At 68.4% G+C, this 25,827-nt stretch carries 22 protein-coding genes and 2 pseudogenes; 9 read left to right on the top strand and 15 right to left on the bottom strand.

Annotated elements, in window-relative coordinates; genetic code table 11:
• The first annotated feature begins 42 nt into the window (after positions 1-42).
• Positions 43-834 (top strand): glycoside hydrolase family 16 protein, encoded by a 792-nt coding sequence (locus ACFVHY_RS14740; RefSeq protein ID WP_390272988.1) that lies wholly within the window; start codon positions 43-45, stop codon positions 832-834.
• A 17-nt stretch (positions 835-851) separates the two neighbouring features.
• Here ACFVHY_RS14740 and ACFVHY_RS14735 read toward each other — a convergent pair whose 3' ends face one another.
• Positions 852-1,763, bottom strand: coding sequence for a LysR family transcriptional regulator (locus tag ACFVHY_RS14735; protein WP_390272985.1), 912 nt, complete (start codon positions 1,761-1,763; stop codon positions 852-854).
• Between the two features lie 368 nt (positions 1,764-2,131).
• Here ACFVHY_RS14735 and ACFVHY_RS14730 point away from each other — a divergent pair, with 368 nt between their 5' ends.
• Positions 2,132-3,430 (top strand): diguanylate cyclase, encoded by a 1,299-nt coding sequence (locus ACFVHY_RS14730; protein ID WP_390272981.1) that lies wholly within the window; start codon positions 2,132-2,134, stop codon positions 3,428-3,430.
• On the opposite strand, the gene ACFVHY_RS14725 is transcribed toward ACFVHY_RS14730, so the two are convergent.
• Positions 3,378-4,742, bottom strand: coding sequence for an FAD-binding oxidoreductase (locus ACFVHY_RS14725; protein WP_390272978.1), 1,365 nt, complete (start codon positions 4,740-4,742; stop codon positions 3,378-3,380). The two genes, ACFVHY_RS14730 and ACFVHY_RS14725, sit on opposite strands and share 53 nt — an antisense overlap.
• An 85-nt stretch (positions 4,743-4,827) precedes the next feature.
• Between ACFVHY_RS14725 and ACFVHY_RS14720 the strand changes: the two genes are divergently transcribed.
• Together ACFVHY_RS14720 and ACFVHY_RS14715 are read left to right on the top strand one after the other, a co-directional pair.
• Positions 4,828-5,253: a nitroreductase/quinone reductase family protein gene (locus ACFVHY_RS14720; RefSeq protein WP_388028585.1), complete on the top strand. Its 426-nt coding sequence runs from the start codon at positions 4,828-4,830 to the stop codon at positions 5,251-5,253.
• A 61-nt stretch (positions 5,254-5,314) separates the two neighbouring features.
• On the top strand, positions 5,315-6,289 hold the full coding sequence (locus ACFVHY_RS14715; RefSeq protein WP_390272975.1) for a serine/threonine-protein kinase: 975 nt from the start codon (positions 5,315-5,317) through the stop codon (positions 6,287-6,289).
• Positions 6,290-6,293: 4 nt separating this feature from the next.
• Here the strand turns inward: ACFVHY_RS14715 and ACFVHY_RS14710 are convergent, their stop codons facing one another.
• Positions 6,294-7,427 carry an amidohydrolase family protein gene (locus ACFVHY_RS14710; protein WP_390272973.1) on the bottom strand — a complete coding sequence of 378 codons (1,134 nt, stop codon included), beginning with the start codon at positions 7,425-7,427 and terminating at the stop codon, positions 6,294-6,296.
• A gap of 113 nt (positions 7,428-7,540) precedes the next feature.
• Here ACFVHY_RS14710 and ACFVHY_RS14705 point away from each other — a divergent pair.
• A pseudogene (locus tag ACFVHY_RS14705) lies at positions 7,541-8,704 on the top strand (FAD-binding oxidoreductase); the annotation flags it as partial.
• 38 nt (positions 8,705-8,742) lie between these two features.
• On the opposite strand, the gene ACFVHY_RS14700 reads toward ACFVHY_RS14705, so the two are convergent.
• The 7 genes from ACFVHY_RS14700 to dnaK form a co-directional block, all read right to left on the bottom strand.
• Entirely contained in the window at positions 8,743-9,819 is a 1,077-nt protein-coding gene (locus tag ACFVHY_RS14700) for a hypothetical protein (RefSeq protein ID WP_390272970.1), read from the bottom strand.
• A gap of 98 nt (positions 9,820-9,917) precedes the next feature.
• A complete protein-coding gene (locus ACFVHY_RS14695) occupies positions 9,918-11,021 on the bottom strand; it encodes a hypothetical protein (protein ID WP_086534162.1) in 1,104 nt (367 codons plus the stop codon).
• 15 nt (positions 11,022-11,036) lie between these two features.
• A complete protein-coding gene (locus ACFVHY_RS14690; RefSeq protein ID WP_065632455.1) occupies positions 11,037-11,504 on the bottom strand; it encodes an SRPBCC family protein in 468 nt (155 codons plus the stop codon).
• Positions 11,505-11,553: 49 nt separating this feature from the next.
• Positions 11,554-11,952 carry a heat shock protein transcriptional repressor HspR gene (locus tag ACFVHY_RS14685; RefSeq protein ID WP_390272966.1) on the bottom strand — a complete coding sequence of 133 codons (399 nt, stop codon included), beginning with the start codon at positions 11,950-11,952 and terminating at the stop codon, positions 11,554-11,556.
• Between the two features lie 3 nt (positions 11,953-11,955).
• A complete protein-coding gene (gene dnaJ / locus ACFVHY_RS14680; RefSeq protein WP_390272963.1) occupies positions 11,956-13,158 on the bottom strand; it encodes a molecular chaperone DnaJ in 1,203 nt (400 codons plus the stop codon).
• Positions 13,159-13,284: 126 nt separating this feature from the next.
• The gene (gene grpE, locus ACFVHY_RS14675) at positions 13,285-13,935 is read right to left on the bottom strand and encodes a nucleotide exchange factor GrpE (RefSeq protein ID WP_390272960.1); all 651 of its coding nucleotides are present in this window, start codon (positions 13,933-13,935) and stop codon (positions 13,285-13,287) included.
• Positions 13,932-15,791: a molecular chaperone DnaK gene (dnaK, locus tag ACFVHY_RS14670; protein ID WP_390272956.1), complete on the bottom strand. Its 1,860-nt coding sequence runs from the start codon at positions 15,789-15,791 to the stop codon at positions 13,932-13,934. The genes grpE and dnaK overlap by 4 nt, the downstream gene beginning before the upstream one ends.
• A gap of 394 nt (positions 15,792-16,185) precedes the next feature.
• Here dnaK and ACFVHY_RS14665 point away from each other — a divergent pair, with 394 nt between their 5' ends.
• A complete protein-coding gene (locus tag ACFVHY_RS14665) occupies positions 16,186-17,004 on the top strand; it encodes a DUF1353 domain-containing protein (RefSeq protein WP_390272953.1) in 819 nt (272 codons plus the stop codon).
• 102 nt (positions 17,005-17,106) lie between these two features.
• Positions 17,107-18,917: pseudogene (locus tag ACFVHY_RS14660) on the top strand (DUF222 domain-containing protein).
• Between the two features lie 81 nt (positions 18,918-18,998).
• On the opposite strand, the gene lon reads toward ACFVHY_RS14660, so the two are convergent.
• Both lon and ACFVHY_RS14650 read right to left on the bottom strand, forming a co-directional pair.
• Positions 18,999-21,341 (bottom strand): endopeptidase La, encoded by a 2,343-nt coding sequence (lon, locus tag ACFVHY_RS14655; protein ID WP_390272950.1) that lies wholly within the window; start codon positions 21,339-21,341, stop codon positions 18,999-19,001.
• Between the two features lie 103 nt (positions 21,342-21,444).
• Positions 21,445-21,627 (bottom strand): hypothetical protein, encoded by a 183-nt coding sequence (locus ACFVHY_RS14650; protein ID WP_065632450.1) that lies wholly within the window; start codon positions 21,625-21,627, stop codon positions 21,445-21,447.
• Between the two features lie 196 nt (positions 21,628-21,823).
• Here ACFVHY_RS14650 and ACFVHY_RS14645 point away from each other — a divergent pair, with 196 nt between their 5' ends.
• Positions 21,824-22,243, top strand: coding sequence for a MauE/DoxX family redox-associated membrane protein (locus tag ACFVHY_RS14645; RefSeq protein WP_390272946.1), 420 nt, complete (start codon positions 21,824-21,826; stop codon positions 22,241-22,243).
• Here ACFVHY_RS14645 and ACFVHY_RS14640 read toward each other — a convergent pair.
• The 3 genes from ACFVHY_RS14640 to ACFVHY_RS14630 are packed head-to-tail and all read right to left on the bottom strand — an operon-like array spanning position 22,240 to position 24,820.
• Positions 22,240-23,712, bottom strand: a complete 1,473-nt coding sequence (locus tag ACFVHY_RS14640; protein ID WP_390272943.1) for an MFS transporter — start codon at positions 23,710-23,712, stop codon at positions 22,240-22,242. The two genes, ACFVHY_RS14645 and ACFVHY_RS14640, sit on opposite strands and share 4 nt — an antisense overlap.
• Positions 23,709-24,236, bottom strand: a complete 528-nt coding sequence (locus ACFVHY_RS14635; protein ID WP_390272940.1) for an alpha/beta hydrolase — start codon at positions 24,234-24,236, stop codon at positions 23,709-23,711. The genes ACFVHY_RS14640 and ACFVHY_RS14635 overlap by 4 nt, the downstream gene beginning before the upstream one ends.
• Positions 24,233-24,820 carry a TetR/AcrR family transcriptional regulator gene (locus ACFVHY_RS14630; protein WP_390272937.1) on the bottom strand — a complete coding sequence of 196 codons (588 nt, stop codon included), beginning with the start codon at positions 24,818-24,820 and terminating at the stop codon, positions 24,233-24,235. The genes ACFVHY_RS14635 and ACFVHY_RS14630 overlap by 4 nt, the downstream gene beginning before the upstream one ends.
• 98 nt (positions 24,821-24,918) lie before the next feature.
• Between ACFVHY_RS14630 and ACFVHY_RS14625 the strand changes: the two genes are divergently transcribed.
• Positions 24,919-25,824: an alpha/beta hydrolase family protein gene (locus tag ACFVHY_RS14625; protein ID WP_390272934.1), complete on the top strand. Its 906-nt coding sequence runs from the start codon at positions 24,919-24,921 to the stop codon at positions 25,822-25,824.
• Positions 25,825-25,827: the final 3 nt, after the last annotated feature.

Below are 25,827 nucleotides of genomic sequence, written 5' to 3'. Positions count from 1 at the left end.
CACTACGCGTGTGGCCCACGAAAGTCGTTGTACCGTAATCCCATGGACCGACCCACCGCGGATCTGACGGGCCTGACGACGACCCTCCACGACGACTTCACCGGCGATGGTTTCGACCCCCGGACGTGGATCGCCGCATATCTGCCGCACTGGTCGACACCCGAGAACTCCGCCGCCCGGTGGAGCACATCGGAGGGACGTTCGCGGCTGTGCATCGACGACGACCAGCCCGCGTGGCGACCGTCCGAGTCGGGGATGCGGGTCTCGAGCCTGCAGACCGGGCATCGCGCCGGCCCGGTCGGCAGCCCGGTCGGTCAGCACGCCCACCGCGACGGACTGACCGTCACCACCGATCGCGCCTCGGAAGTCCGCTTCGCCCAAGCCCACGGCCGGTTCGAGGTGACCATGCGCGCGATCCGTGATCCGGCATCGATGGTGGCGTTCTGGCTTCTCGGCACCGAGGAGCGCCCCGACGAGTCCGGCGAGATCTGCGTCGCCGAGATCTTCGGCCCGCGGCCCGGCGAGCCCTGGACGGTCGGGGTGGGCGTCCATCCGCACCGTGACCCCCGGATCGTCGACGACTTCTCGGTCATCGAGATCCCGCACGATCTCGCCGACCTGCACGAGTACGCCGTCGACTGGGAACCTCACCGGCTCGTGTTCAGCGTCGACGGACACCCGTTCAAGACGGTCGACCAGTCCATCGACTACCCGATGCAGTTGATGCTGAGCGTCTTCGACTTCCCGGACCGCGCCGTCCCCGACTCGACGATCGGGTACCCGCGGATCTTCGACGTGGCCGCGGTGCAGGTCAGCAGACTCGACGGCAACTGAGGCCTGCGGCCGGATCCTCAGAGCGAGTTCTCGGCCGCGGCGAGGATCTGACGCCGCAGGGTCGACGAGGTGTTGGGCAGCCACATCGCACGGACGGGCGCGAACGGCGGATCCGTGAACTCGACGATCCGGATGCGGTTGACGTAGATCCAGCCGGGTTCATTGGTGACGAAGGCGCACGCCTCGGGGTGTGCGATCACCGCCGTGTGCGGGGGCGTACCCAACAGGGTCGACAGGATGATCTTCGGTTCGAATCCGGCGCGCCGGCACATGCCGACGAGGATGTCGGTGTACTCGTACTCGTGCTCGGGACCCCAGACGACGATCTCGTAGCCGGCGAGGTCGGCCATGTCGACCCGGTCGTGCGCGGCCAGCGGGTGATCGGCTCGCACCGCGAGACGCAGTTCGTGTTGTGTCGCGATGGTGGTGGCCATGTCCGGCGGGGCCGCCACGCCTCGTCCGAGAGCCATGTCGATGGCTCCCGACAGCAACTCGTCGCGAATGAGTTCGGCGAAGACCGGTCGTACCGTGATCGGCACCGACGAGTCGGCGAGCACCACCGGCTCGATGATCCGGAAGACCTCGGAGGAGGCGAGGTCCGGGGCGTGACCGATCACGAACGGCGCAGGCGAGCCGGCGTCCACCCGTCGTACCTGCGTCGCGAGCTGTTCGCCACCGGCCAGCAACGGCACTGCACCACGGTAGAGCGCCTCACCGGCAGGCGTCGGCGTGAGGCTTCGGCGCGACCGCGAGAAGAGCTCCACCCCCAGGTGTCGCTCGAGTTCGCGGATCGCCGAGGAGAGCGCTTGCTGGCTGATGAACAGGTCATCCGCGGCGACACGAAGGCTGGGCGCCTCCATCACGACGACGAACATCCGCAGTCGTCGGAGGTCGATATCACGTAGTCCGGGCTCCCCGGGACCATTCATCAACGATCTCCTGTCAGTTATCCCGATTGATGTGATTGTAGGTTGACCATCGAGCCAATATGCTGAATTCCGCGAGGCCAGGTTCGCGCCGGCCACATCGCATTCGGACTACCTGCTGGGGTCCCTCCCGCGGAGGGGACGGGAGGACCCCAGCAGGAGGCGGCTGATCGGGCCCGATCGGCACGACCGTCTCAGCGCGCATCAGATCGACGGCGATTCTGCCGATTCTTACATCTTTCGCTCTGTTGGGTCATATCGCGGATTTCGAGAAGAAACGATCTTTAATCGTCCTCTAAACTCCGTAATGTGTGTTCGACGATTCGTCGTCGCGACATGCATGCGCGTCACGCGCGTCACGCGCGTCACGAGTGAAAGAGGATGCGGCCATCGAGCACCGACAACGCGGAGACCACGAGGAACGGCCCGCCGCTCGTTTCCGGGCTCTTCGCCACGGGCCGGCCACCGGTGAGATCTCCGGCCATCATCACCTTTTCTACGACAACGCCGATCACGTCCTCAAACAGGTCCGGATGCGCGAATGGTATGTCCGCGTCACCATCGCCGTACTGGTCGCGGTGTGCGGGGCGCTCGGCACGATCGCCCTCTTCACGCCGAGTGGCACACAGGGATCCGTCCCGCGCTCGATCGCCCTCGGCATCGTCGTCGCCACCACGATCCCGATGGCTCTCGCGGTCAGCCGGGTCCACCTCGGCGTGATCTGGTGGACCAAACAGTCGTCGATCAGGGGGTTCAACACCCTGTTCGTCCTATGGGCCGACGCTGTGCTGACCGTCGCGATACTCGCCATCTCCGACATCATCCTGGCCCAGTTCTGCGCCGTGATCTTCGCCGTCATCGGGTCATATGTGGCGCATTTCGTCCGGTCCCCGGTCGCGTACGCCCACATGATCTACTCGAGCATCGCGGTCTGCGCGATGGGCCTCATGTCCTGGGCAGACGGCACTCCGGTGTTGAACGTCCTGTTCACCACACTCGCATTGTTGGTCGTCACCAATGGCACAACGGCCCTTCATCGCAGTTACACATCTGATTTCCAGCGATCGCTGAAACATCAGCTCATCATGGCGAATACCGATCCGCTCACCGGATTGCTGAATCGTCGCGGCTTCATCTACGCGACGACGACAATGCTCCGTCGCAGCCCCGCCCACCCGTTCGCATTGGTCACCGCGGATGTCGACCGGTTCAAGGCCATCAACGACGAACACGGTCACGCGATGGGTGATGACGTCCTGGAGCGGGTCGCGGCGATTCTGCAAGGGGCCACGGACGAGAAGGCCATCGTCGCGCGGCTCGGCGGTGACGAGTTCGCGATCGCGACGCTCGCCGACGAGACCTCGGTGCGCGCGCTCGCCGAACGCATCCGTGCGCGGCGCATCACGATCCCCAGTGGCGCGACCGCGACGATGAGCCTGGGGATCGCCGTGGGGGTCACTCCGGGCGGCCACATGTCCGCCGACGACGCCGACGCCTTCATCCGGCACGAGTTCGATGTCGCCGATGAAGCGCTCTTCCACGCCAAGGCCGCAGGCCGCGACGCCTATGTGGTGGCGGGGCGCACCGCGGCCTCCCGGTCCACCGGAGGACGCCAGGCTACAACAGCACGCCCGGGTTCAGCAGACCGTCGGGGTCGAGAGCCTGCTTGATCCGAGCCGTCAGTTCCATGACGTCGGGCCCCACCTGGTCGGGCAGCCAGCCCTTCTTCAGTCGTCCCACCCCGTGCTCGCCGGTGATGGTGCCGCCCAACTCGATCGCGAGGTCCATGATCTGACCGAAGGCCACCTGGGCGCGCTTCGCCTCGTCCACATCGGCGGGGTCGAAGACGATCAGCGGGTGCGTGTTGCCGTCGCCGGCGTGGGCGATCACCGAGATCATCACCCGGTTCCCGGCCGCGATCTCGGCGACACCGTCGATGAGGTCGGGCAACGAGGGCAGCGGTACGCCGACGTCCTCGAGCAGCAACGATCCCAGCTTCTCCACCGCCGGGATCGCCGCACGGCGGGCCGCGGTGAACGCCTCGCCCTCGACGGGGTCGTCGGTCGCGAAGACCTCGCCGGCGCCGTTCGTCTCAAACGCCTTCCGGATGAACTCGACCTCGGCCGCACCGGCCGCACCAGGGGCGTCGGACTGGGCGACGAGGAGCGCGCCGGCCTTCCGGTCGAGGCCCATCCGCAACAGGTCCTCGACGGCGTTGATCGCGACCGAGTCCATGAACTCGAGCATCGCAGGACGCATGTCCCCGGTCACCGCCAACACCGCCCGGCTGGCGTCGTGCACCGAACCGAACACACCGACGACGGTGCTGGCCGGGCCCTGCGGTGGCAACAGCCGCAAGGTGACCTCAGTGATGATCCCGAGAAGCCCCTCGCTGCCCACGAACAGCTTGGTCAGCGGCAGGCCCGCGGAGTCCTTGAGCTGCTTGCCGCCGACGCGTACCGCCCGGCCGTCGGCCAGCACCACCTCGAGGCCCAGGACGTAGTCCGTGGTGACGCCGTACTTGACGCAGCACAGCCCGCCGGCGTTGGTGGCGACGTTCCCCCCGATCGAGCAGATCTCGAACGACGACGGGTCCGGCGGATACCACAGACCCGACGCGGCGGCCGCGGCCTTCACCTCCGAGTTGAACAGTCCGGGTTGCACGACCGCGGTGCGCGTCGCCGGGTCGACGTCGATGTCCCGCATCTTCTCGGTGGAGAGCATGATCGCGCCGTCGACGGCCGTCGACCCGCCCGACAGACTGGTACCCGCACCCCGCGTGATGACCGGGACACCGTTGGCGGCACACCAGCGGACGGTGTCCTGCACTTCGGCGGTGGTGGTCGGCCGAACCAGCGCGAGCGGGGTGCCGGCCGTCGGATCGGCGGCACGGTCCTGCCGGTAGCCGGCCAGGATGTCGGCGTCGGTGACCACCATGCCGTTGGGGAGGGAAGCGGCCAGCGAACTCGGGTCGACACTCATCTGTTCAGAGTATTCGCAGACCGAACGACCACGGTTTCAGATTGATACATGGCCGGAAACGCCGGGCACCGCGACAATGAGCAACGTGAACGATTTCAACGCGACCGTCATCAACGAGTTCCGCTCCAACAACGGGCATGTGGACACCGCCGGCTTCGGCAAGAACCTGGTGCTCCTGCACACGCTGGGCGCCAAGTCCGGCGAGCCGCGGATCAGTCCCCTGTTCGCCCTGCCCGACGCCGACAGCTGGCTGGTGATCGGCTCGTACGCCGGTTCGCCGAAGGCCCCGGCGTGGGTGCACAACCTGCGGGCCCATCCCGAATCGGTCGCCGTGGAGGCACCGGCGGAGAACGGCGTCGAACGGCTCGACACCGCGGTGACCGAAGTCGAGGGTGACGACTGGGAACCCGCGTGGCAGAAGTTCATCTCGGCATCCGAGCAGTTCCTGAAGTACACCGAGACCGCGCAGGGCCGGCGGTTCCCGATCTTCAAGCTGACACCGGCTCGCTGACCCCGGCTCGCGGGCACCGCGGTTACCGCGGCCGGCCCTCGAACGCCACTACCCTGGCAGGGTGTTCGAGGTTGGCGAGAGCGTGGCCGGCTTCACCATCGACGACTTCCTCGGTGGCGGGGCGAGCGCAGATGTGTTCCGGGTCCATCGCACCGGCGACGACGGGGGCCCGTCGTGCGATGGGCCGCTGGCCCTGAAGGTCCTGCACCCGAACGCGTCCGACCACGCGCGGGTCCGGGAGCGCTTCGAACGGGAATTCGGGATCGCGTCGCTGCTCGACCATCCGCACATCGTGCGCATGATCGAGCACGGCGAGATCGCCTCGCCGCGCGGGTCGCTCGGGCCGCGGCACCTGCCGTCGATGTGGCTGACCATGCAGTACATCGGCGGCCCCGCGGCGACCGCCCTCGTCCCCGAGCGCGGCGACGAGCCGGACATGGACACCATCCTGCGGGTGGCGATGCAGATCGCCGATGCGCTCGATTACGCACACGCCCAGGACATCCTGCACCGGGACGTCAAACCCGCGAACATCCTGCTCTCCTGCAACCCCGGGCCGCGATCGGACGGTGCCGGCCCCGCCGGTACCGATCCCCCCGACGCCTACCTCTCGGACTTCGGGATCGCCCAGTTCCTCGACGACACCCGTCCACTCGCGCGCAACGGTCGTGTGCAGGGTTCCATCGGCTACGCCTCGCCCGAACTACTGCAGGCCCAGAAGCTCACCCCGGCAACCGATTTCTACGCATTCGCGTGCACGCTCGTCGAACTCATCACGGGCACACCGCCGTATCCGCGGAACACCGCTTTCGCGATCACCTATGCCCACCTCAACGACGACCCGCCGAAACTCACCCGACGCCGCCCCTGGCTGCCGTCGGCGATGAACTCGATCTTCGCCAAGGCGCTGGCGAAGTCACCGGAGGACCGGTATCCCTCGTGCACCGCCCTCGTCGAGATCCTGACCCGGCTCATGCGGGACGTGCCCGTGCCGGAGTCGCCGCAACGCTCGACCTGGTGGCCCCGCGGCCGGTGAGCGGTCAACCCGCCGCGTCATCGATCGTATAGACACGAACAGCGGTGTCGCGGAAGATCTTCCGCAGAGCCTCCGAACCCCACTGGGACACACAGTCGACGAGCGCGCCGACCAGCACGTCGACCGCGGCGTTCGGCCGATCGATCGGATAGTTGGACCCGAACATGATGCGGTCCGACCCGAAATGGGTGACGATGTGCTCGACGAAGGGACCGATCATCTCGGCGAGCGTGGCCTGACCGCCGATGTTGCCCCACCGTTCGTGACCGTAACCCAGTATCGGCATCGCCAGACCCGACAGCTTGACGACGACGTTGCGGTGGTTCGCGAGGGTCGTCATCCGTTCTCGCCACAATCGCCAGATGTCCGCGCGCGCAGCGGCTGTCGCGCCGGTGCGGACACCGACGGGACCGAAGACCCCCGCCGGGATGCCGAAGTGGTCGAGGACGATCGTCGTGTCCGGGTACTCCCGGGCCAGCAGGATGACGTCGTACAGCTGATGGGAGTACACCGACGCCTCGAAGACCAGATCGCGGCTCGCGAGTTCGGCGAACCCCTCGAGGAACGCCGTCGAGGACAGCAGGTTGTCGGTGTCCCCGCCATCGCGGACGCGCGGATCAGGATGTCGGGACGCGACGATGCGGATGCCGCGGAACCGCGGGGAGGCCGCGAACTGTTCGTCGAGCATGGTCGCGAACGTGCGGGTCCGCGGATCGCCGTGCGAGATGACGGCGCCGAGGCGGGGGGTGCCGGCCTGGCCGAACGGCAGGCTCTCGAGATATCGGGTCTCCTCGACGGCGGTGCTGTCCACCGGGGGCTCCGCGGCGTCGGCGACCTCGCGGCGCCAATGCGACTCGACGTGCACCACCGTGTCGATCGGTACCCCCACCACGGTCGGCACCAGCGCCGCATCCGTGGCGTACTGACGCGGCTCGTAGGTCCGGGCCACGGTGCGCGGGGTCAGGATGTACTCGCGGTCGGCGCGCGAGACCACGAGCGGGAACACCCGGTCACCCAAGGTGGGGACGAACCCGTACATCCGCGACGCCCGCGTGGCCGCCCACGGGGTGCGCCGCGGGTTCCAGTGCTGCACATGGGCATCAACGATGCCCGTGAGGACCCCTTCGAGGGACGTCATCCCCGTACCTTGCCATACCTCATCACTGTCCGACATGGGATGCCGGATCATGAATTGTGCCGTGTTGAGGACTATCTTGAACCGGGCGGGGAGACGAGCCGCGACGGAGGTGTGATCTTTTCGAGATGGCGACACATACGCGCCACGCGCTGCATCAGCTGCGGACGGCTGTCAATCGGCAACCCGACCGGTTCGTCACCAACGTCTACACCCGGATGTTCGCGATCGATCCCGACCTGCGTGACCTGTTCGGGGTATCGATGGCGGCCCAGCGAGTGGCCTTCCATCGGGTCATCGACCATGTGCTGGAAGCGATCCCGGCCGAGTCGGGTCACGCCGAACTCGTGGAGTTCCTCGCGCAGCTCGGACGCGACCATCGCAAGTTCGGGGTCGAGCCCGAGCATTACCACGTGATGTACGCCGCCCTGATGGGCGAGTTCGGCAGCCTCATGGCCGGTTACTGGGACGCCGAGACCGAACAGACCGTCTCGCAGGCGATGATGCTGGTCACCGGGGTCATGCGGGGCGCGGCCGAGAGCGCGACCCATCCCGCGCGCTGGACCGCCGAGGTCGTCGAGAAATACCGGATCACCCGGGACCTCGCGGTCGTCCGACTCCTCGCCCACTCGCCGCTCACGTTCAACACGGGCCAGTACCTCGAGGTGCACACCCCGCAATGGCCCAAGCAGTGGCGCAATCTCTCCCCCGCCATCCCGCCCAACCCGGCCGGTGAACTGGAGTTCCACGTGCGTGCGATCCCCCGTGGAACGGTCAGCACCGCGATCGTGAGCGAGACCAGCATCGGCGATGTGTGGACCCTCGCCCAGGGGCACGGGACGCTTCACGTCGACCGCGACAGCAAGGTCCTCATGGTGGCGGGCGGGACCGGGCTCGCACCGCTGCGGGCGTTGTTGATCGAGATGTCCATGCGCGCGGATTCGCCGGAGACGCACATCTTCTACGGCATGCGCTACCCGGGCGAGCTCTACGACCTGACCGTCCTGCGCCGCATCGCGTCGACCAATCCCTGGCTGCGGGTCACCGCCGTGTCCCAGGAGGAGAGCGATCCGTGGTGGATCAACGCGGTGGCGACACCCGCCGAGCTCGGCATCGACCACGAGATCGGCACCCTCGCCGACGTCGTGGCCCGGTCCGGTGACTGGCAGGACCGCCAGGTGCTCATCGCGGGATCACCGCAGATGATCGAGAACACCCGACGCACGCTGATCATCGCGGGCGTCCGGGCCAGCCGCATCCAGCACGACCCGGTGTTCTGACCCGGCACCAGCGTTGACTCCCCCGAACCGGTTGCGACTCAGGGGACTTCGAGGCTCGGCTCGCCGCCGGCCGGAGCCGTGACCGTTTCGGTCTCGGTCACGGTGTACGTCTCGGGAGCCGACTCGGTCACCGTCTCCGTTCGAGTGACCGGACGCGGGGTGCTGGTGACCGTCGTCGTGCGGACGGAGGTTTCCGTTGCGGTCTCGGTAACCGTCGCCTCCTCGGTCGAGGTGACCGCTGCCGGTGTCTCGGTCACGGTGACGGGCGCCGGTTCGGCGACCGTCGACTCGGCGGTGAGAATCAGCGTCATCCCGACGGCGGCCAGGAACACGGCCGCGCCGATGGCGGCGCCGACGAACCACCAGCGACGTCCCGTCGACGTCCGCGGGGCGACGGGGGGTGCTGCCGCGGCTACCACCGCGGCGTCGGCCGCACCGAGGGCCGAGGCCAGCGCCGGGTTGTCCGCGACCGTGACCGGGCGTTGCGCCGCGTACTCGAAGGCCGGCGCGATGCCGGGTAGTTGCGCGCCGGGGCCGACCACGATGACCGACGTGATGTCACGCCCGCGCGGCAGGCGGGTGACCGCCGACGCGAGTCGGGTCGCCGCGTCGGGGTCGGTGACCGAGGCGACCTCGCCCGGCGAGAAGTCGGTCGTGCCGAGGACGGCGCCGGAGGACGTGTCGACGGTGGCGAGGGTCGTGCCGGCGGCCGGCGCGGCATCGCGATCCAGGTCGACGACGGCCACCACCCCACCGCGCGTCGAATGGGTGCACGCGATCTCGGCGAGAGCAGCGGCGTACCCGGTGACGACGACCTTGCCCGACCAGGACGGCCCGGTGCCCGCGCCCGCCGCGAAGACGCGGGCCAGGTGGTCGCGGACGTCGGCGCGCGACGCCGAGATGCCGATCCGGTCGACCTCGACCGGGACCGAATCGACGAGTTCGACGATCGCGGCCTCGGCACCGGCGGCCGATGCATCGGGGAGATCGACGAGGTTGCTCGCCAGGATGTGTCCGTCCGCGTCCCGGACCACCGAACTGATCTGGTCGTCGACGACGGAGATACCCAGGACCACGAACCCCGGCATCGGACCGTTCCCCGGTACCTCGGACATGGTTCACCTCCCGTCGCCGACCTGCTGTGGCGTTCTGACCCGCAAGCCTAGCGGCTGGGTGGCGGACACCGTACACCCGGTTGTGCCCGGTGGACCGCTCAGATCGGTTCGGCGGGATGCTGGGTGTAGGCCGCGTCGCGGACCGCCTCGTCGGTTTCCAGGCCCGCGCCCAGTGCTCCGCCGACGGTGGCGAGTGAACAGGTCAGCCAGGCGACCTCCAGGTAATCGGTGAAGCCGGCCGGGTGGTCGAGCGTCGCACCGAAGACCTGCGGCACCACCAGGCAGAGCGCGCCGATGGCGGACAGGACGAACAGCGCCGCGTAGAAGGCGGCGACGCCGAGCACCACCGTGATCACGGTGACGATGTTGAACAGCGCCACCTGTTCTCGCGTCTGACGGGAACTCCCCCGTTCCCAGAGGTCGGCCCCGATGATCAGCGTCGCGGTGATGGCGATGATCGAGCCGAGCGCGACCCCGGTCAGCCGGATCCCGCCGAAAGTGTCTGCGAGCAACCAGATGTCGGCGGTCACCAGCGCGAATACCCCGGCCGCGATCGCCCCGGTGAGTGCGCGGCTGAGGCCGAGCGCCAGCCGCCACGGGCGGTTGGCGCGCACCATGCCGGTGAGCAGACGCAGGTTCCCGGTCAGCACACGTGCGGTGAAGGCGGTGCCCGCCTCGTCGACGTCGGTCCCGAGCTGCCGGACGCGATGGCGGAGCGCCGACCGCGCCGGCGACTTCTGGTGTTCGCGGAGGTCGTCGGCGTCGGCGCCGAGGAGTTGCCCGACGAGTCCGGTGATGATGCCGCGTGCCCGTTGCCGTACACCGGTCGCGCCGAGTGCCGGCACCGAGAGGACCGCGACGCCGTGCACCGCGTTGGCATGCGCCACGACCGGGCGTTTGCCGACGTGCAGCGGCAGGTCGGTCAGACAGAGCACCAGATCCCATTCGTGTTCGAGCAGAAGGTCTCTGGTGGCGTCGACGATCTCGGCGTCACCGGCCGGTGGTTGGACGACGCCGGCCTCGAGGAGCTCGAGCTGCCAGCGGGCGCCGGGAAAGGTCGTCTGGATGTGGTCGGTCAGATCGGCCTCGACCAGCTTGCGGGCGAGACCGATCGCCTGGCCCGGCGCGGCGACGACGCCGAGGACGACGACGGGTTCATCCGGGGAACCGGGTTCGGGTGTGTGACCGGCGGAGGAGTCCATCGGCGGTCGGCGCGTTCAGGCGAACCGGGCCGCGAGCGCCCGGAGGGTGCCCTCTATCCCCTTGCCGTTCTTCTTGTCGTAGCCGATGAGCTCCATGATCTTCGGTACCCGGAGCGTCGAGTAGTCGAAGGTCTCGGTGACGGCCGTGGTGGTCGGCGAGGTCGACTCGAGCTCCCACCGCCAGCGGTGCCCCATCGGGTGCTGCCATTCGACGACCCGGCCGGGTTCGAAGTCGGTGACGGTCGAGGTGATCTTGTACGGCACGCCGTACTGCTTCATCCCGACACTGAAACGCGCCCCGCGGGTCAGCGTCTCGGGCCCGTCCACGGGGGTGTCGCGGACGGTGCCGGAACCGTCGAGCTCCGGATGCCGATGGGGGTTCGACACGAGCGCGAACACATCGGCGACCGGGGCGTTCACGACGACCCGGCGCGAGACCTTGTGCGGGCCGGAGTCGACGGTGGTGACGGGTTCAGAAGCCATACGCTCAACGGTACGCACGTCCGTGGGCTCGGCGAAACCAAGCAGGTGGTCAGTCGGTGGTGCGATTGCGTCGCGGCTGCCAGACGACCAGGGCGTTGGTGCGCGGCACGGGGACGAGTTCGCCGCCGCGGCGGGTCCGCGACCTCTGCACCTCGTCGGTCAGCTCCCGCACGCGGTGCTGGAGCGCCTCGACCTGATTGCTCAGGTCGATGATGCGTTTGATGCCCGCGAGGTTGACGCCTTCCTCCTGCGAGAGACGCTGGATCTCGCGCAGGAGCTCGACGTCGCGGGACGAGTAGCGGCGACCGCCGCCACTCGTCCGTTGCGGGGTGACCAGGCCCAGGCGGTCATACGTCCGCAGGGTCTGGGCGTGCATGCCGGCGAGTTCGGCGGCCACCGAGATCAGGAAGGTCGCACCGTCGCCGTCGAAGTTGCTCGCACCGGCCATGACTCATCGCCCCCAGTCCGCCCGCGGGTCGAAACCGCTTGCCCGCTCGGCCTGGTCGTAGGCGCGCATCGCCTCGACCGCGGCCTCGTCGAGCTTGTTCGGAACCGCGACCTTGACGGTGACGAGCAGGTCGCCCGCCCCGCCGGAGCGCTTGGGCACTCCACGACCGCGCACGCGCAGCGTGCGGCCGTCGGTGGTGTTCGGCGGGATCTTCACCCCGACCGAACCCTCCAGGGTCGGAACCGACACCGTCGCTCCGAGAACGAGTTCGGAGATCCGCACCGGCAGCTGCACCCGAAGGTCGTTGCCGCTACGGGTGAACTGCTTGTGCGGGGTCACGTGCACGACGACGTAGAGGTCACCCGACGGGGCGCCACGACGGCCGGCCTCGCCCTGCCCGGCGAGCCGGATGCGTTGACCGTCCTCGACGCCGGCGGGGATCCGGACGTTGATGGTGCGCGCGCGGACCTTCACGCCGCTGCCGTCGCAATCGGTGCACGGGTCATCGATCCGCGATCCGGTGCCCTGGCAGTCCTGGCAGGGCTCGCTGAATCCGAACGCGCCCTGGTTGCGGCTCACGAAGCCGGAACCGTTGCAGTTCGCGCACACCCGCGGACTGGTCCCGGGCTTGGCGCCCGAGCCGTGGCAGGTGGTGCAGGGCGACGGACTCGTCACCCGCAGGGGGACGGTCGTGCCGAGCGCGGCGTCGGAGAACGAGAGCGTCGTCTCGGTCTCGAGGTCCTTGCCTCGACGCGGCCGGCTCGCCGTCGAAGTACGTTGCGTTCCGCCACCGCGGTTGAACAGGCCGTCGAAGATGTCGCCGAAACCGCCACCGCCGCCGCCGGTCTGCGCCCCGCCGAACAGGTCGCCGAGGTCGAAATCGCTACCGCCGCCGGTGGTGTAGGTGGTTCCCCCGCCGGGGAAGCCACCCGGGAAGCCATTGCCGCCGCCGCGGAATCGTCCGCCGGCGAACATGGCGCGTGTCTCGTCGTACTCCTTGCGCTTCTCGGCATCCCCGAGGACGCTGTGGGCTTCGGACACCCGCTTGAAGCGCTCTTCGGCCGCGCTGTCACCCGGATTCGCATCCGGATGCAGCTCGCGCGCGAGCTTGCGGTAGGCCTTCTTGATCTCTTCAGCCGAAGCGTCAGAAGCAACGCCCAGGTCCTTGTAGAAGTCGTGTTCTAACCACTCACGTTGTGGTGCCACCAGACGTCACCTCCTTGAGTTCTGTTGTCTGGATGAATGTCTTGTCTCTTGATGAATGTCTTGGGAAGAACCTGAGGTGCGAGGCTCGCGGACTGCGCTCCTCGCACCTCAGGGTCGACGGTCGTTCTATTGTGCACCGGGCGCGTCGCCCGCGGGAGCGGGATCGGTGACCGTCACCATCGCGGTGCGGATCACCTTCTCGCCCAGGCGGTAGCCGCATCGGTACACCGATCCGATCACCGGGTTCGCGCCGGTGCCGTCGTGCTGCACGGCTTCGTGGAGTTCGGGATCGAACTCGTCACCCGCCGCACCGAAGGCCACGAGACCTTCGGCGGCCAGCACACCGGTCAGCTTGTCGGCGACCGCACGCAGCGGACCGCTGTCGAGGTCGCCGTGTTCACGGGCACGGTCGAGGTCGTCGACGATCGGCAGCAGTTTGTCGATCAGGATCTGCTTGCCGTAGGCGACCGAACCCTGCTTCTCCTCGGCGGCACGCCGCCGGAAGTTGGCGAACTGGGCGCGTTCGCGCTGCAGGTCGGCCGTCAGCTCGGCGACGCGGGCATCCGGCTCGTCGGCTGCGGTGTCGGCCTGCGGCTCGTCGGTTGACTGTGACTCGTCGGTCTGGGACTCCTCTGCGACCGGTCCGGCGTCGGCCGGGCCGGGGCCGGCGGCCGGCTCGTCGCGCACCTCACCCGTCTCCGGGTCGATACGACGACGGTCGGTCACCGTCACCGGCTCCTCGCCGGACCCATTCGACGAATGGGCTCCTGCGGTCACTTGTTCTCCTTCGAGTCGGCAGCATTCGAATCTGCGTCGTCGACGACCTCGGCGTCGACGACGTCGGGATCGCTGTCGGCCGCGGCGGACTCACCGTTGGGGGACTCCGCAGCGGCGTTGGCGTAGATCGCCTGGCCGAGGGCCTGCGACTCCTCGGACAGCTTCTCGATCGCGGATTTGATCGCCGCGGTGTCGTTGCCCTTGAGCGCTTCCTGCGCCCCGGCGACGGCCGCCTCGACCTTCTCCTTCAGCTCCGCCGGGACCTTGTCCTCGTTCTCCTTGAGGAACTTCTCGGTCTGGTGGACCAGCGACTCCGCCTGGTTGCGGGTTTCGGCCTCCTCACGGCGCTTGCGGTCCTCGTCGGCGTGCGCCTCCGCGTCCTTGATCATGCGGTCGATCTCGTCCTTGCTCAGGCCGGAACCGTCCTGGATGCGGATCGAGTTCTCCTTGCCGGTGCCCTTGTCCTTCGCGGTGACGTGCACGATGCCGTTGGCGTCGATGTCGAAGGTCACCTCGATCTGCGGGACACCCTGCGGGGCCGGAGCGATGCCGCCGAGCTCGAAGCTGCCGAGCAGCTTGTTGTGCGAGGCGATCTCGCGCTCCCCCTGATAGACCTGGATCTGCACCGACGGCTGGTTGTCCTCGGCGGTCGTGTAGGTCTCCGACCGCTTGGTCGGGATGGTGGTGTTGCGCTCGATCAGCTTGTGCATCACGCCGCCCTTGGTCTCGATACCGAGGGAGAGCGGGGTGACGTCGAGCAGCAGCACGTCCTTGACCTCACCGCGGAGCACACCGGCCTGCAGTGCGGCGCCGACGGCGACGACCTCGTCCGGGTTGACGCCCTTGTTGGGCTCGCGGCCACCGGTCAGTTCCTTCACCAGGTCGGTGACGGCCGGCATACGGGTCGAACCACCGACGAGCACGACGTGGTCGATGTCGCCGACGGAGATGCCCGCGTCCTTGATGACGGCCTGGAACGGTGCGCGGGTGCGCTCCAGCAGATCAGAGGTGATCTTCTGGAACTCGCTGCGCGAGAGCTGCTCGTCGAGGAACAGCGGGTTCTTGTCGGCGTCGACGGTGATGTAGGGCAGGTTGATCGAGGTGCTCTGCGAGCTCGAGAGTTCGATCTTGGCCTTCTCGGCGGCCTCGCGGAGACGCTGCAGGGCCATCTTGTCCTTGGTCAGGTCGATGCCGTTCTGGCTCTTGAACTTCTCGACGAGCCAGTCGACGACGCGCTGATCCCAGTCGTCACCACCGAGGTGGTTGTCGCCGGAGGTCGCACGGACCTCGACCACGCCGTCGCCGATCTCGAGCAACGAGACGTCGAAGGTACCGCCACCGAGGTCGAAGACCAGGATGGTCTGTTCCTTCTCACCCTTGTCGAGTCCGTAGGCCAGGGCGGCCGCGGTCGGCTCGTTGACGATGCGGAGCACGTTGAGGCCGGCGATCTGGCCGGCTTCCTTGGTGGCTTGACGCTGCGCGTCGTTGAAGTAGGCCGGGACGGTGATGACCGCGTCGGTCACGTCCTCGCCCAGGTACGACTCGGCGTCGCGCTTGAGCTTCATGAGCGTGCGCGCGCTGATCTCCTGCGGGGTGTACTTCTTGTCGTCGATCTCGACGGTCCAGTCGCCTTCGCCCATGTGGCGCTTGACGGAGCGGATGGTGCGGTCGACGTTGGTGACCGCCTGGTTCTTGGCGGGCTGGCCGACCAGCACCTCGCCGTTACGGGCGAACGCGACCACCGACGGGGTGGTCCGTGCGCCTTCGGCGTTGGCGATGACGGCGGCTTCGCCGCCTTCGAGCACGGCCACCACCGAGTTGGTGGTACCGAGGTCGATTCCAACAGCACGAGACATGTTTGGCTTCCTCCTAGTTTGCGGGTGTGCACCCGAGTCCTTGTCCCGGGGTCTCGCGACCGCGGGGATGTCGTGGCGAAACTCTGCGGGACCGGACTTCAGTGCGTCCGACTCATGTCCTACTGAAAAAGTAGATCCGAGTCAAACCGACTTGAGTCTTCGTCGCTCAGGTTTCTCGAAGTGTGTAACGGGGATGCCCGAAGGGTTGTTCCCGGATCGAGCAAAAAAGTTGAGTGGATCTCGCTCAATGTCAGCCGGGGGCCGAAAACGCGTATGACGTTGCGCCCGGTTTCCGGGCACAACGTCATCACCCAACACGCTGCGCCCCCGTTACCCATCGGTCCCGGTCACGTGGGGGCTACGGTCGAGACATCCCCTCGACGCGGAGGTGGCGATGAACGAGACCACGCCGGACGAACCGCGATGGGTGCCGTGGCGGGTGGCACCGAAGTCGGGCTTCGAGGTCGACGACCCGACCGGACGTGGCGAGGTCGAGATCGCGCAGATCGACGAACGGCAGTTCCTCGTGCGCAACGCCTTTCGTTTCTCCGATCCCGCGGTCGAGAAGTACCTCGTCACACAACTGGTCGAGCGAGGACAGACGGAAGCCGATGCGCGGGGCGCCGTCGACGCGGCCCGCACGTTTGTGCCCGGCGACGACAACCCCACCGATCTCGCCTCGATCCCCCGGTTCCTGCGCTGGTTCGAGAACCCCTACGGCAGACACTCACTCGCGGCGCTCATCCACGACGAGCTCATCACGGGCACCGTCAACTCCGGCGCGCTCGGGAGTGACACCCTGTCCGACCGGTTCTTCCGCGAGATGATGCGGGCGTCCGGCGTCCCCTGGCTCAAGCGGTGGATCATGTGGTCGGCAGTGGCACTTCGCACGCGATGGGTCGCCGGCGGATGGCGACGTCTCAGTGTGATCGCGTGGCTGGTGCTGAGCGTCGTCGGCATCTGCGCGGCGGTCGGTTCGAGCGGGGCGCTGCTGTTCGATTGGTCGTGGCCGACATCATCGCCGGCGGTCTCTCTCCTGCTCTCCCTGCTGATGATCTTCGTCGCCGCGCCGCTGTGGGGGCGCCAGTGGGCGGCGAGTCTCGTTGCGGCCGTGGCCGCCTTGTGGCTCCTGCCCGCCGCGATCGTGGCCTACTTCGCCTATGCGCTGTATCTGTTGTCGGAGAGGGTCGCTCGCACCGTCGGGCTCACGTAGCGATGCGGGCCGAGCATTCTTGTCGGTGGTCGGGTCTACCTTGGATGTGTCAGGTGGACCGGTCAACCGGGCCGGGCGGCAACGACTTCGGGGGGAGTCACTGTGGGGGCATGGACGGATCTGCCGGGCGAGTTCCTCGCCGGGGTCGATCCTGCGCGTCCGGCCGATGCCGACACCGCCACTCATATGCAGCGTCTGGGGTCGATCCGCGCGGGCGAGTCGTATCTGGCGTGGTGCCGCTATCAGACGATCCTGGTGTTGTGTGATCGGCTGTTGACCACGGTCGGCAACAGTTACGTGTCCGACGGTTTCGGTGACGTCGTCGCCCGGGTCTCGCGGGAGGCCGGGATCACCCGCTACCGGGCGGGGATGCTGGTCGACGAGGCGCTGTGCCTGCGTGATCGGTTGCCGCGGGTGTTGGAGACGTTGCGCGACGGTGTCATCGGGCCGCACCACATCCGGGAGATCATCGGCCGCACGCACTTGGTGTCCGATGATCACCTTTTCGACCCCGACGACCCCGACGACCCCGACAGCCGTCGGATCATCGAGGTGCTCGACGAATCGATCGCCGACCTGCTGCGCTCTCGGTCCGGGTCGTGGTCGACGTCGGGTTTGCGCGACATGATCGACCGCCTGGTCTTCGGTCACGACGCCGACGCCGTCCGGGAACGGCGCCGCGAAGCGCTCGACAAACGAGGGGTGTGGACCGAGAACCACGGTGACGGCACCGGTGAGATCACCGCGGTCATGGCCGCCGAGAACATCCGGGCTTCCAACGCCTCGGTACGGGAGTTGGCCGCATCCGTCTGCGACCGGGACGGACGCCCTCGCCAGCAACGCAACTCCGACGCCATGTACGCGTTGCTCACCCGAACAGCGTTCACGTGCGCGTGCGGACAAACCGACTGCACCGCAACACCTGTCGATCCTGGAGGTTCGGCGGCGAGTACCGAGATCGTGATCCACGTGGTGACCGACGCCGACACCCTGGCCGGCGGGTCCGGACCCGGCTGGATCGACGGGCACGGAGTGATCTCCGACGAGCATGTGCGCGACCTCGCCGCCCGGCCCGACGCGACGATCAGGCCGGTCACCCCCATCCGCACACCACCCACGCAGGTCGTCGCCGGCAGTCCAGCCGCGACCGGCGAGGAGAGATACGACGACGACACCACGCGGACGCGAACATCGCCGCGCCACCGCAGGATACGGACAACACCGTCACCGACGCCGACGGCGCGGGTGACGCGTCGACACCCCCGACTTCGGCCACACCGTCGACGGAGCCGCCGTCGTCGGAGGTCGTGGTGGTCTACCCGGGCGCCCTGCCTGGTGACCCGTATCGTCCGACGAGTGCGTGTGCGGAGTTCGTGCGGGTGCGCGACGGTTACTGCACCGAGCCGGGGTGCACGCGTTCGGCATTCACCGCCGATGTCGATCACGTCGCCGAGTACGACCACGCCCGACCCGCCCGCGGGGGTGCGACCTCGAGTGAGAACCTCAACGCCAAATGCCGTCCCGGTCATCTGCACAAGACGCACAGCGACTGGACCGATGTGCAGTACCGCGACGACGAGGGCCGTCTGGTCACCGAATACGTCACGCCCGAGGGCTTTGTGATCCCCGGCGAGGCCGAAACCCTCGAAGACCTCTTCCCCAACCTGCGTCGCATCCGATTCGAACAAGCCGCGAAAGCACCACCCAGTCCGCGGATCATCGTGCCCGAACGGCAAGGCAGACAACAGCAAGGCCGACCACCGCGCACGATCACCGAACGCACCGCCGCCAAACACGCGAAGCGGCGAGAAGAACGTGCCCGCAACAAGGCACAACGCGAAGCGGATCGACTCGCCCGAGCCGAGGCCGCCAGCCATCAACCTGGCACGCCCGACGACCCGCCACCCTTCTGACAGACGCCAACACCCCGGCGGAACGTGATCGTCCACGAACCACCGGGGTGTTGGGCTGGGCCTGGGCTACAGCGCGCGGAATCAGGCCGCGGACACCTGCGCGTCGACGGCGACTTCCAGCGCCTGCGCGATGATCTCGGCGACATCGGTCATCGGCCGCACGTCGAGGGCGTCGAGCACCTCGGCCGGCACGTCGTCGAGGTCGGGCTCGTTGCGCTGCGGGATGAAGATGGTCTTCAGCCCGTTGCGTTGTGCGGCAAGCAGTTTCTGCTTGACCCCACCGATTGGCAGGACCCGCCCGTTGAGCGTGACCTCGCCGGTCATCCCGACATCGCTGCGCACCTGACGTCCCGTCGCCATCGACACCAGTGCGGTGACCATGGTGACGCCGGCGCTCGGACCGTCCTTCGGCACGGCCCCGGCCGGAACGTGCACGTGGATGGCCTTGTCGAGCGCTTTCGGGTCGACGCCGAGCTGCTCGGCGTGCGCCCGCACGTACGACAGTGCGATCTGCGCCGACTCCTTCATCACGTCGCCGAGCTGGCCGGTCAACTTCAGACCCGGCTCACCCTCGGTGGCGTTCACCTCGATGAACAGGACGTCGCCGCCCATGCCCGTGACCGCGAGACCGGTTGCGACACCGGGGACCGCCGTCCGCTCCGCCGATTCCGGCGTGAAGCGCGGACGCCCCAGGTAGTCGCGCAGATCGGGCTCGTCGATGATGACGGGCGCCGTCGCGGTTCCCCCGTCTCCCGATTCGACCGCGAGGTTGGTCGCGGCCTTACGAAGCGCCTTCGCCAGCAGCCGTTCGAACTGCCGCACACCGGGTTCGCGGGTGTAGTTGGCCGCGATCTCCCGCAGCGCCGCATCGGTGACGGTCACCTCGTCGGGTGTCAGCGCCGCCCGCTCGGCCTGCCGGGGCAGCAGGTAATCGCGGGCGATGGCGACCTTGTCGTCCTCGGTGTACCCGTCGAGCGTGACCAGCTCCATCCGGTCGAGCAGGGCCGACGGGATGTTCTCGATGACGTTGGCGGTCGCGAGGAACAGCACATCGGACAGGTCGAGATCGAGATCGAGATAGTGATCGCGGAAGGTGTGATTCTGCGCGGGGTCGAGGACCTCGAGCAGCGCGGCGGCCGGGTCGCCCCGGTAGTCCGAGCCCACCTTGTCGATCTCGTCCAGCAGCACGACGGGATTCATCGATCCCGCCTCACCGATCGCCCGTACGATCCGGCCGGGCAGCGCGCCGACGTAGGTACGCCGGTGGCCGCGGATCTCCGACTCGTCGCGCACACCGCCGAGGGCGACGCGCACGAACTTGCGGCCCAGCGCCCGGGCGACGCTCTCACCGAGCGACGTCTTGCCGACCCCGGGAGGACCGGCGAGCACCATCACGGCGCCCGACCCGCGTCCGCCGACGACCTGCAGGCCGCGTTCGGCGCGACGGGCACGCACCGCGAGGTACTCGACGATGCGGTCCTTCACGTCGTCGAGGCCGTGGTGGTCGGCGTCGAGGATTTCGCGCGCGCCCTTGACGTCGGTCGAGTCCTCGGTCCGGGTGTTCCACGGCAGGTCGAGGACGGTGTCGAGCCAGGTGCGGATCCATCCGGTCTCCGGCGACTGGTCGCTGGCACGCTCGAGCTTGCCCACCTCGCGGAGCGCGGCCTCGCGCACCTTCTCGGGCAGGTCGGCTTCCTCGACGCGGCCGCGGTAGTCGTCGGCGCCCTCGGGCTCGTCCTCGCCGAGCTCCTTGCGGATGGCGGCGAGCTGCTGGCGAAGCAGGAATTCCTTCTGCTGCTTGTCCATGCCCGCGCGGACGTCCTCGGCGATCTTCTCGGTCACCTCGGACTCGGCCAGATGATCGCCGGTCCACTCGATGAGCAGCCGCAACCGCGCCGCGGTCACCGGCGTCTCGAGCAGCTCACGCTTCTGCTCGTCGGACAGCCACGACGCATAGCCCGAGGTGTCGGCGAGATCCGCCGGATCGGACATCTTGTTGACGGCGTCGATGAGCTGCCATGCCTCGCGGCGCTGCAGCATCGCCAGCACGAGCTTCTTGTACTCGCCGGCGAGTTCACGGTCCTCGTCGGTGACGTCAACGGCGTCGACCTCGGTCACCTCGACCCACAGCGCGGCACCGTGGCCGGGTGTCCCGGTGCCGATCTGCGCGCGCTGCTCGCCCTTGACGACGGCTGCCATGCCGCCGCCCGGGATGCGGCCGACCTGCACGATCGACGCGATGACACCGTAGGTGGGGTACCGGTCGTCCAGACGTGGGGCGACCAGCAGTTTTCCGGTCTCGCTCGCCCGGGCGGCGTCGACCGTGGCTTGCGCGGCATCGTCGAGCGGGATGGGCACGACCATGCCGGGCAGGACGACGACGTCGGGAACGAAGAGAACCGGCAGTGAATATGTCTGCGACATGAAACCTCCAGAGTTAAGTCTGACCGACTCAACCCAGGTGGCAGGAATCTTGTTCCCGGGCGATTTATGCCAGGAGCGAACGGGGTGCGGCTCCCGATGAACCTCAGGTGAGGTCGACCGCGGCGCGGGTGGCGAGGACGACGATCTGGGCGATCACCAGAACCGCGACCGCGACGAAGAACGCCGCGGTGGTCACGACGACACCGGCCGCCCCGCGCAGCGCACTCGGCACAGCCTGCAGCCAGGACACGGAGAGTCGGTGTGCGGGTGCGACATCGGGGGTCATGGGCGGTCCTCTACATACAACGAGCGACCACACCGTTGTGGTCGCAATCACAACACTCAATCACAAGTAAGTACTTCTGTGCCAGAAATCGTCATCAAGACTCATGCTGACCCGAACTTCCCAGCGCTGACCGTCCGAAACCCCGCCCGCCACGAAGTGCGGTAGAACCGAACCGACACCCACCCGAGGAGCCCACATGTCGATCGTCGCGCCGACCACCACTCGTCAGCCGCTGGGCCGGGCCATCGCCCGGATCGCCCTGGGCGCGGTATTGGTGATCGCCGGCGTCGGCCACCTCACCGCCCAGCGCGAGGAGTTCCAGGCACAGGTCCCCGACTGGGTGCCATTCAGCAAGGACTTCGTGGTGCTGGCCTCCGGCGGCGTCGAGATCGCCCTGGGCGCCGCGCTGATCGCGCTGCCCCGCCACCGCAAGGTGGTGTCGTGGATCGTGGCCGCGTTCTTCGTGGTCATCTTCCCCGGCAACATCAACCAGTACGTCGAGCACATCGACGCCTTCGGCCTCGACACCGACCAGAAGCGGCTCACTCGACTGTTCTTCCAGCCCGTCCTCGTGCTCTGGGCCATCGCGGCCGGCACGGGCGAACGCCGGGCCTAACCTGCCCGGGTCGCCGCATCCTGGCAGGCGGTGTCCACACCCGCCCGGACCTGCGGTCGCACGTCCGTGCTCGAGCGGATCGTGCACGCCGCCACCAGCCCGCCGATTGCGCAGCATGCCGCGCAGATGTACATGGCCGTCCGGAAGCCGTCGCCGAGCGGATCGCCGGGACCCGCATCGATCCCCGCCACGGCGGGCAGCACCGCCACCGCGAGCAACCCCGCGAGCCGCGCCACCGCATTGTTCACGCCCGACGCGGTGCCGGCGAGCTCGTCGTCGACGGCGGCGAGCGCGGCGGAGGTGAGCGGCGCGACCGTCACCGTCATGCCGAGGCCGAACAGCAGCACCCCGGGCAGCACGGAGTCGACGTAGCCCGAGCCGGGCTCGACCCGGGACATCAGCGCGAAACCACCGGCCGCGATGAGCGGGCCGACCGTCATCGGCAGCCGTGGCCCCGTGCGCTGCGCCAGCTTGCCGACCAAGGGCGACCCGAACAGCATGATGAACGTGCTCGGGAACATCGCCGCGCCGGCCTCGAACGCCGAGTAACCGAGGCTCTGCTGCAACTGCAGGGCCAGCAGGAACAGCGCACCGCCCAGCGCCGCATAGACCAGCAGTGTCGTCAGATTGGCGCCGGTGAACTGCGACGACCGGAACAGCCCGAGCGGCAGCAGCGGCGCCGACACCCGCGACTCGATCACCACGAAGCCCACCAGCGCGACGACTCCGACCACCCCCGCCGCAACCGTTACCCCGTTCCACCCGTTCGACGGCCCCTCGATGAGTGCGTAGATCACGCCCGCGAGCCCGACGGTCATCGCCAGGGCACCCGCCACGTCCAGACGGGCGTTCGACGGCGTGCCTCGCGATTCGGGCACGTGCCGGATCGCGATCCACAGGGCGCCCAGCGCGAGCGGCACGCTGAGCAGGAATGTCCACCGCCACGACGCCGCGTCGACGAGCCAACCACCGAGGAACGGTCCGAGGGCCGTGGTCGCGCCGGACATCCCGGCCCACAGACCGACCGCCGCACCGCGGTCCGACGGCCGGATCTCGGCGTTGATCAGAGCGAGACTGCCCGGAACCACCGCGGCCGCGGCGATCCCCTGCACGATCCGCGCGGCGACGAGGAGTTCGACGGTCGGCGCCAGCCCGCACGCGACGGTCGCCACCGCGAACACCGCCAGACCTCCGGCGAACACCAACCGCCGTCCGTACCGGTCACCGGCGACGCCGCCGATCAACAACAGCGCGCTCAGGGTCAGCAGATACCCGTCGAGCACCCACTGCTGGCCGCGCAGCCCCGTGTCGAGGTCGCGCGCGATGGCGGGCAGCGCGACGTTGACGACGGTGCCGTCGATGAAGGCGACACCCGAACCGAGGACCGCGGCGACGATCAGCCACCGCCCCGCCGCCGACGCGGCCGGCACCCCGCGGGACCCGGCGTCGGCCATGCTGTTCTCGCTCATCGGTTCTCGGCGGTGATGAGCTCGGCGGCGAGGACGTCGGCGAGCCCGTCGAACTGGTGACCGCCCACCGGGTGACGATGCACCGGCGCCGACGGCAAGAACGCCGCGTTCAGGTCCAGGTGCTCGACGGGCACCACGTCGTCGTCGACGCAGTGGTGGACCGAAGCGACGAGCCCTTCGGCGGGCAGGTGGTGGGGGAGCACGTACTGCGGAACATCCCAGCCGTCCGGTCCCCAATTCGGCATCGCAAGCAGCACAGCACTTCTCGAGGCGACATCGGCGTCGGCGAAGACATGCATCAGCACCGTCGCCCCGAACGAGTGCGCGACGACGTGATCGTCGGCGTCCAGCCCCGCGAGACGCTCGCGGATCGGTCGGGCCCACGCCTCGATCGACATGTCATCGTCGGAGAACCGAGGCATGTCCAGCGCCACGTCGAGTGCCGCGGCCAGCGCATCGGCGAGCGGGCCGTCGTCGGCGTATCCGCCCGCGCCGTGGATGAAGAACAGCCGAGGCTGCGTCATGCGTACTCACTCCCTGCCGACGATGCACCGGAGCCGATCAACAACAGACCGACCATCGCCCTGGCGTCGGCGTCGGTGTACCCGGGTCCCATGATGCACAGGTTGCCGATCGCCCGTAGGAAGGTCAGCGCGCAGATGTCCCGGCTGACCTCTCCCGTGGCCTGCGCCGGTTCGAGTAGCGAGGCGAACGCCGGCACGAGGGTGTCGAAGATGAGCGCGTGCAGATCGACGAGGCTCGGGTCGTCGGAGCTGAGCGCGTCACTCAAGCCGTGTTTGGTCACGAGGAAGTCGGTGAACGCCGACGTCCACCGGCACAGCGCGGCACGCGGCGGGACCTGTTCGGCCAGAAGCTGTTCCGCCAGTGCCGCACATTCGTCGACCTGGTGCCGGTAGACCGCGGTGACCAGTTCCGCCCGGGTCGGGAAATGCCGGTACACGGTGCCGACGCCGACACCGGCACGCGTGGCGATCTCCCGCACCGGGGCCTGCACGCCCGCATCGACGAAGGCCGCGGCCGCCGCCTCGAGAAGTGCCGTACGGCTCCGTTCGGCCTGCATCTGACGTGCTGTTCTTCCTGCGGACACCGTCCACCCCTTGCTCGCGGAACACTGTTCCGCTAGTTTGGCGGAACATCGTTCCGTCCAGCTTATCGCGCACCCGCCCCGTCCCGAAGGGAACTCTCATGTCCACGGAAGTGCTCGTTCGTCAGATCGTCTCCGTCAAGCCCATCGTCGTCCCCACCTCGGACCGTCCGTTCCCGTTGACGGCGAGAGTCACCGCACCGGCCACCGGGGACCGGCTCCCGGTCCTCGTGTTCTCCCACGGCAACGCCTGGTCGATGGACGGTTACACGCCACTCGTCGATCGTTGGGCCGCATCAGGTTTCGTCGTCGTACAGCCGACGCATCTCGATTCCCGGCGCCACGGGATCGGATTCGACGACCCGCGATTCGCGTCCATCTGGCGCACGCGAGTGCAGGACGCGCACGCGGTGATCGACCATCTCGACGAGATCCTGATCGCGGCCGGCGGGGACCTGCGCCCGCGCGTCGACATCGGCCTGCTCGCCGCGGCCGGCCACTCGTGGGGCGGTCAGACCGTCGGCACGCTCCTCGGCGCGCGTGTGATCGGGCCGGACGGGGTCGTCGGCCCGGATCTCGCACACCCCGCCGTGCGAGCGGGCGCACTGATCGCGACGGCCGGGACCGGCGACAGCCTGAGCGAGTACGCGCGCGAACACCTGCCGTTCATGCGGCCGGACTTCTCGACGATGTCCACCCCGGCGCTCGTCGTCGCCGGCGGCAAGGACGACTCGGCACTGTCGACACGAGGCCCGGAGTGGCTGACCGATGCCTTCCACCTCTCCCCCGGCGCGACGGACCTGATGTGGATTCCGGACGGCGAACACACTCTCGGCGGCATCGCCGGTGAGGCGGTCCGGGAAACCACCGATGAGAACCCGGCCCGGGTCGCGCTGGTGGCCGACGCCGTCGCGGCCTACCTACTCGACGCACTCGGCGTCAGTTCGGCCGCGTGGGAAGCTCTGCGGAACTCGGACTCCGTGGACTTCACGGTTCAGCGGAAGTGACGC

The sequence above is a fragment of the Gordonia sp. NPDC127522 genome (assembly GCF_042672305.1).
GTDB classification, from domain to species: domain Bacteria; phylum Actinomycetota; class Actinomycetes; order Mycobacteriales; family Mycobacteriaceae; genus Gordonia; species Gordonia hongkongensis.
This window is presented reverse-complemented; position numbering and strand designations above follow the sequence as displayed.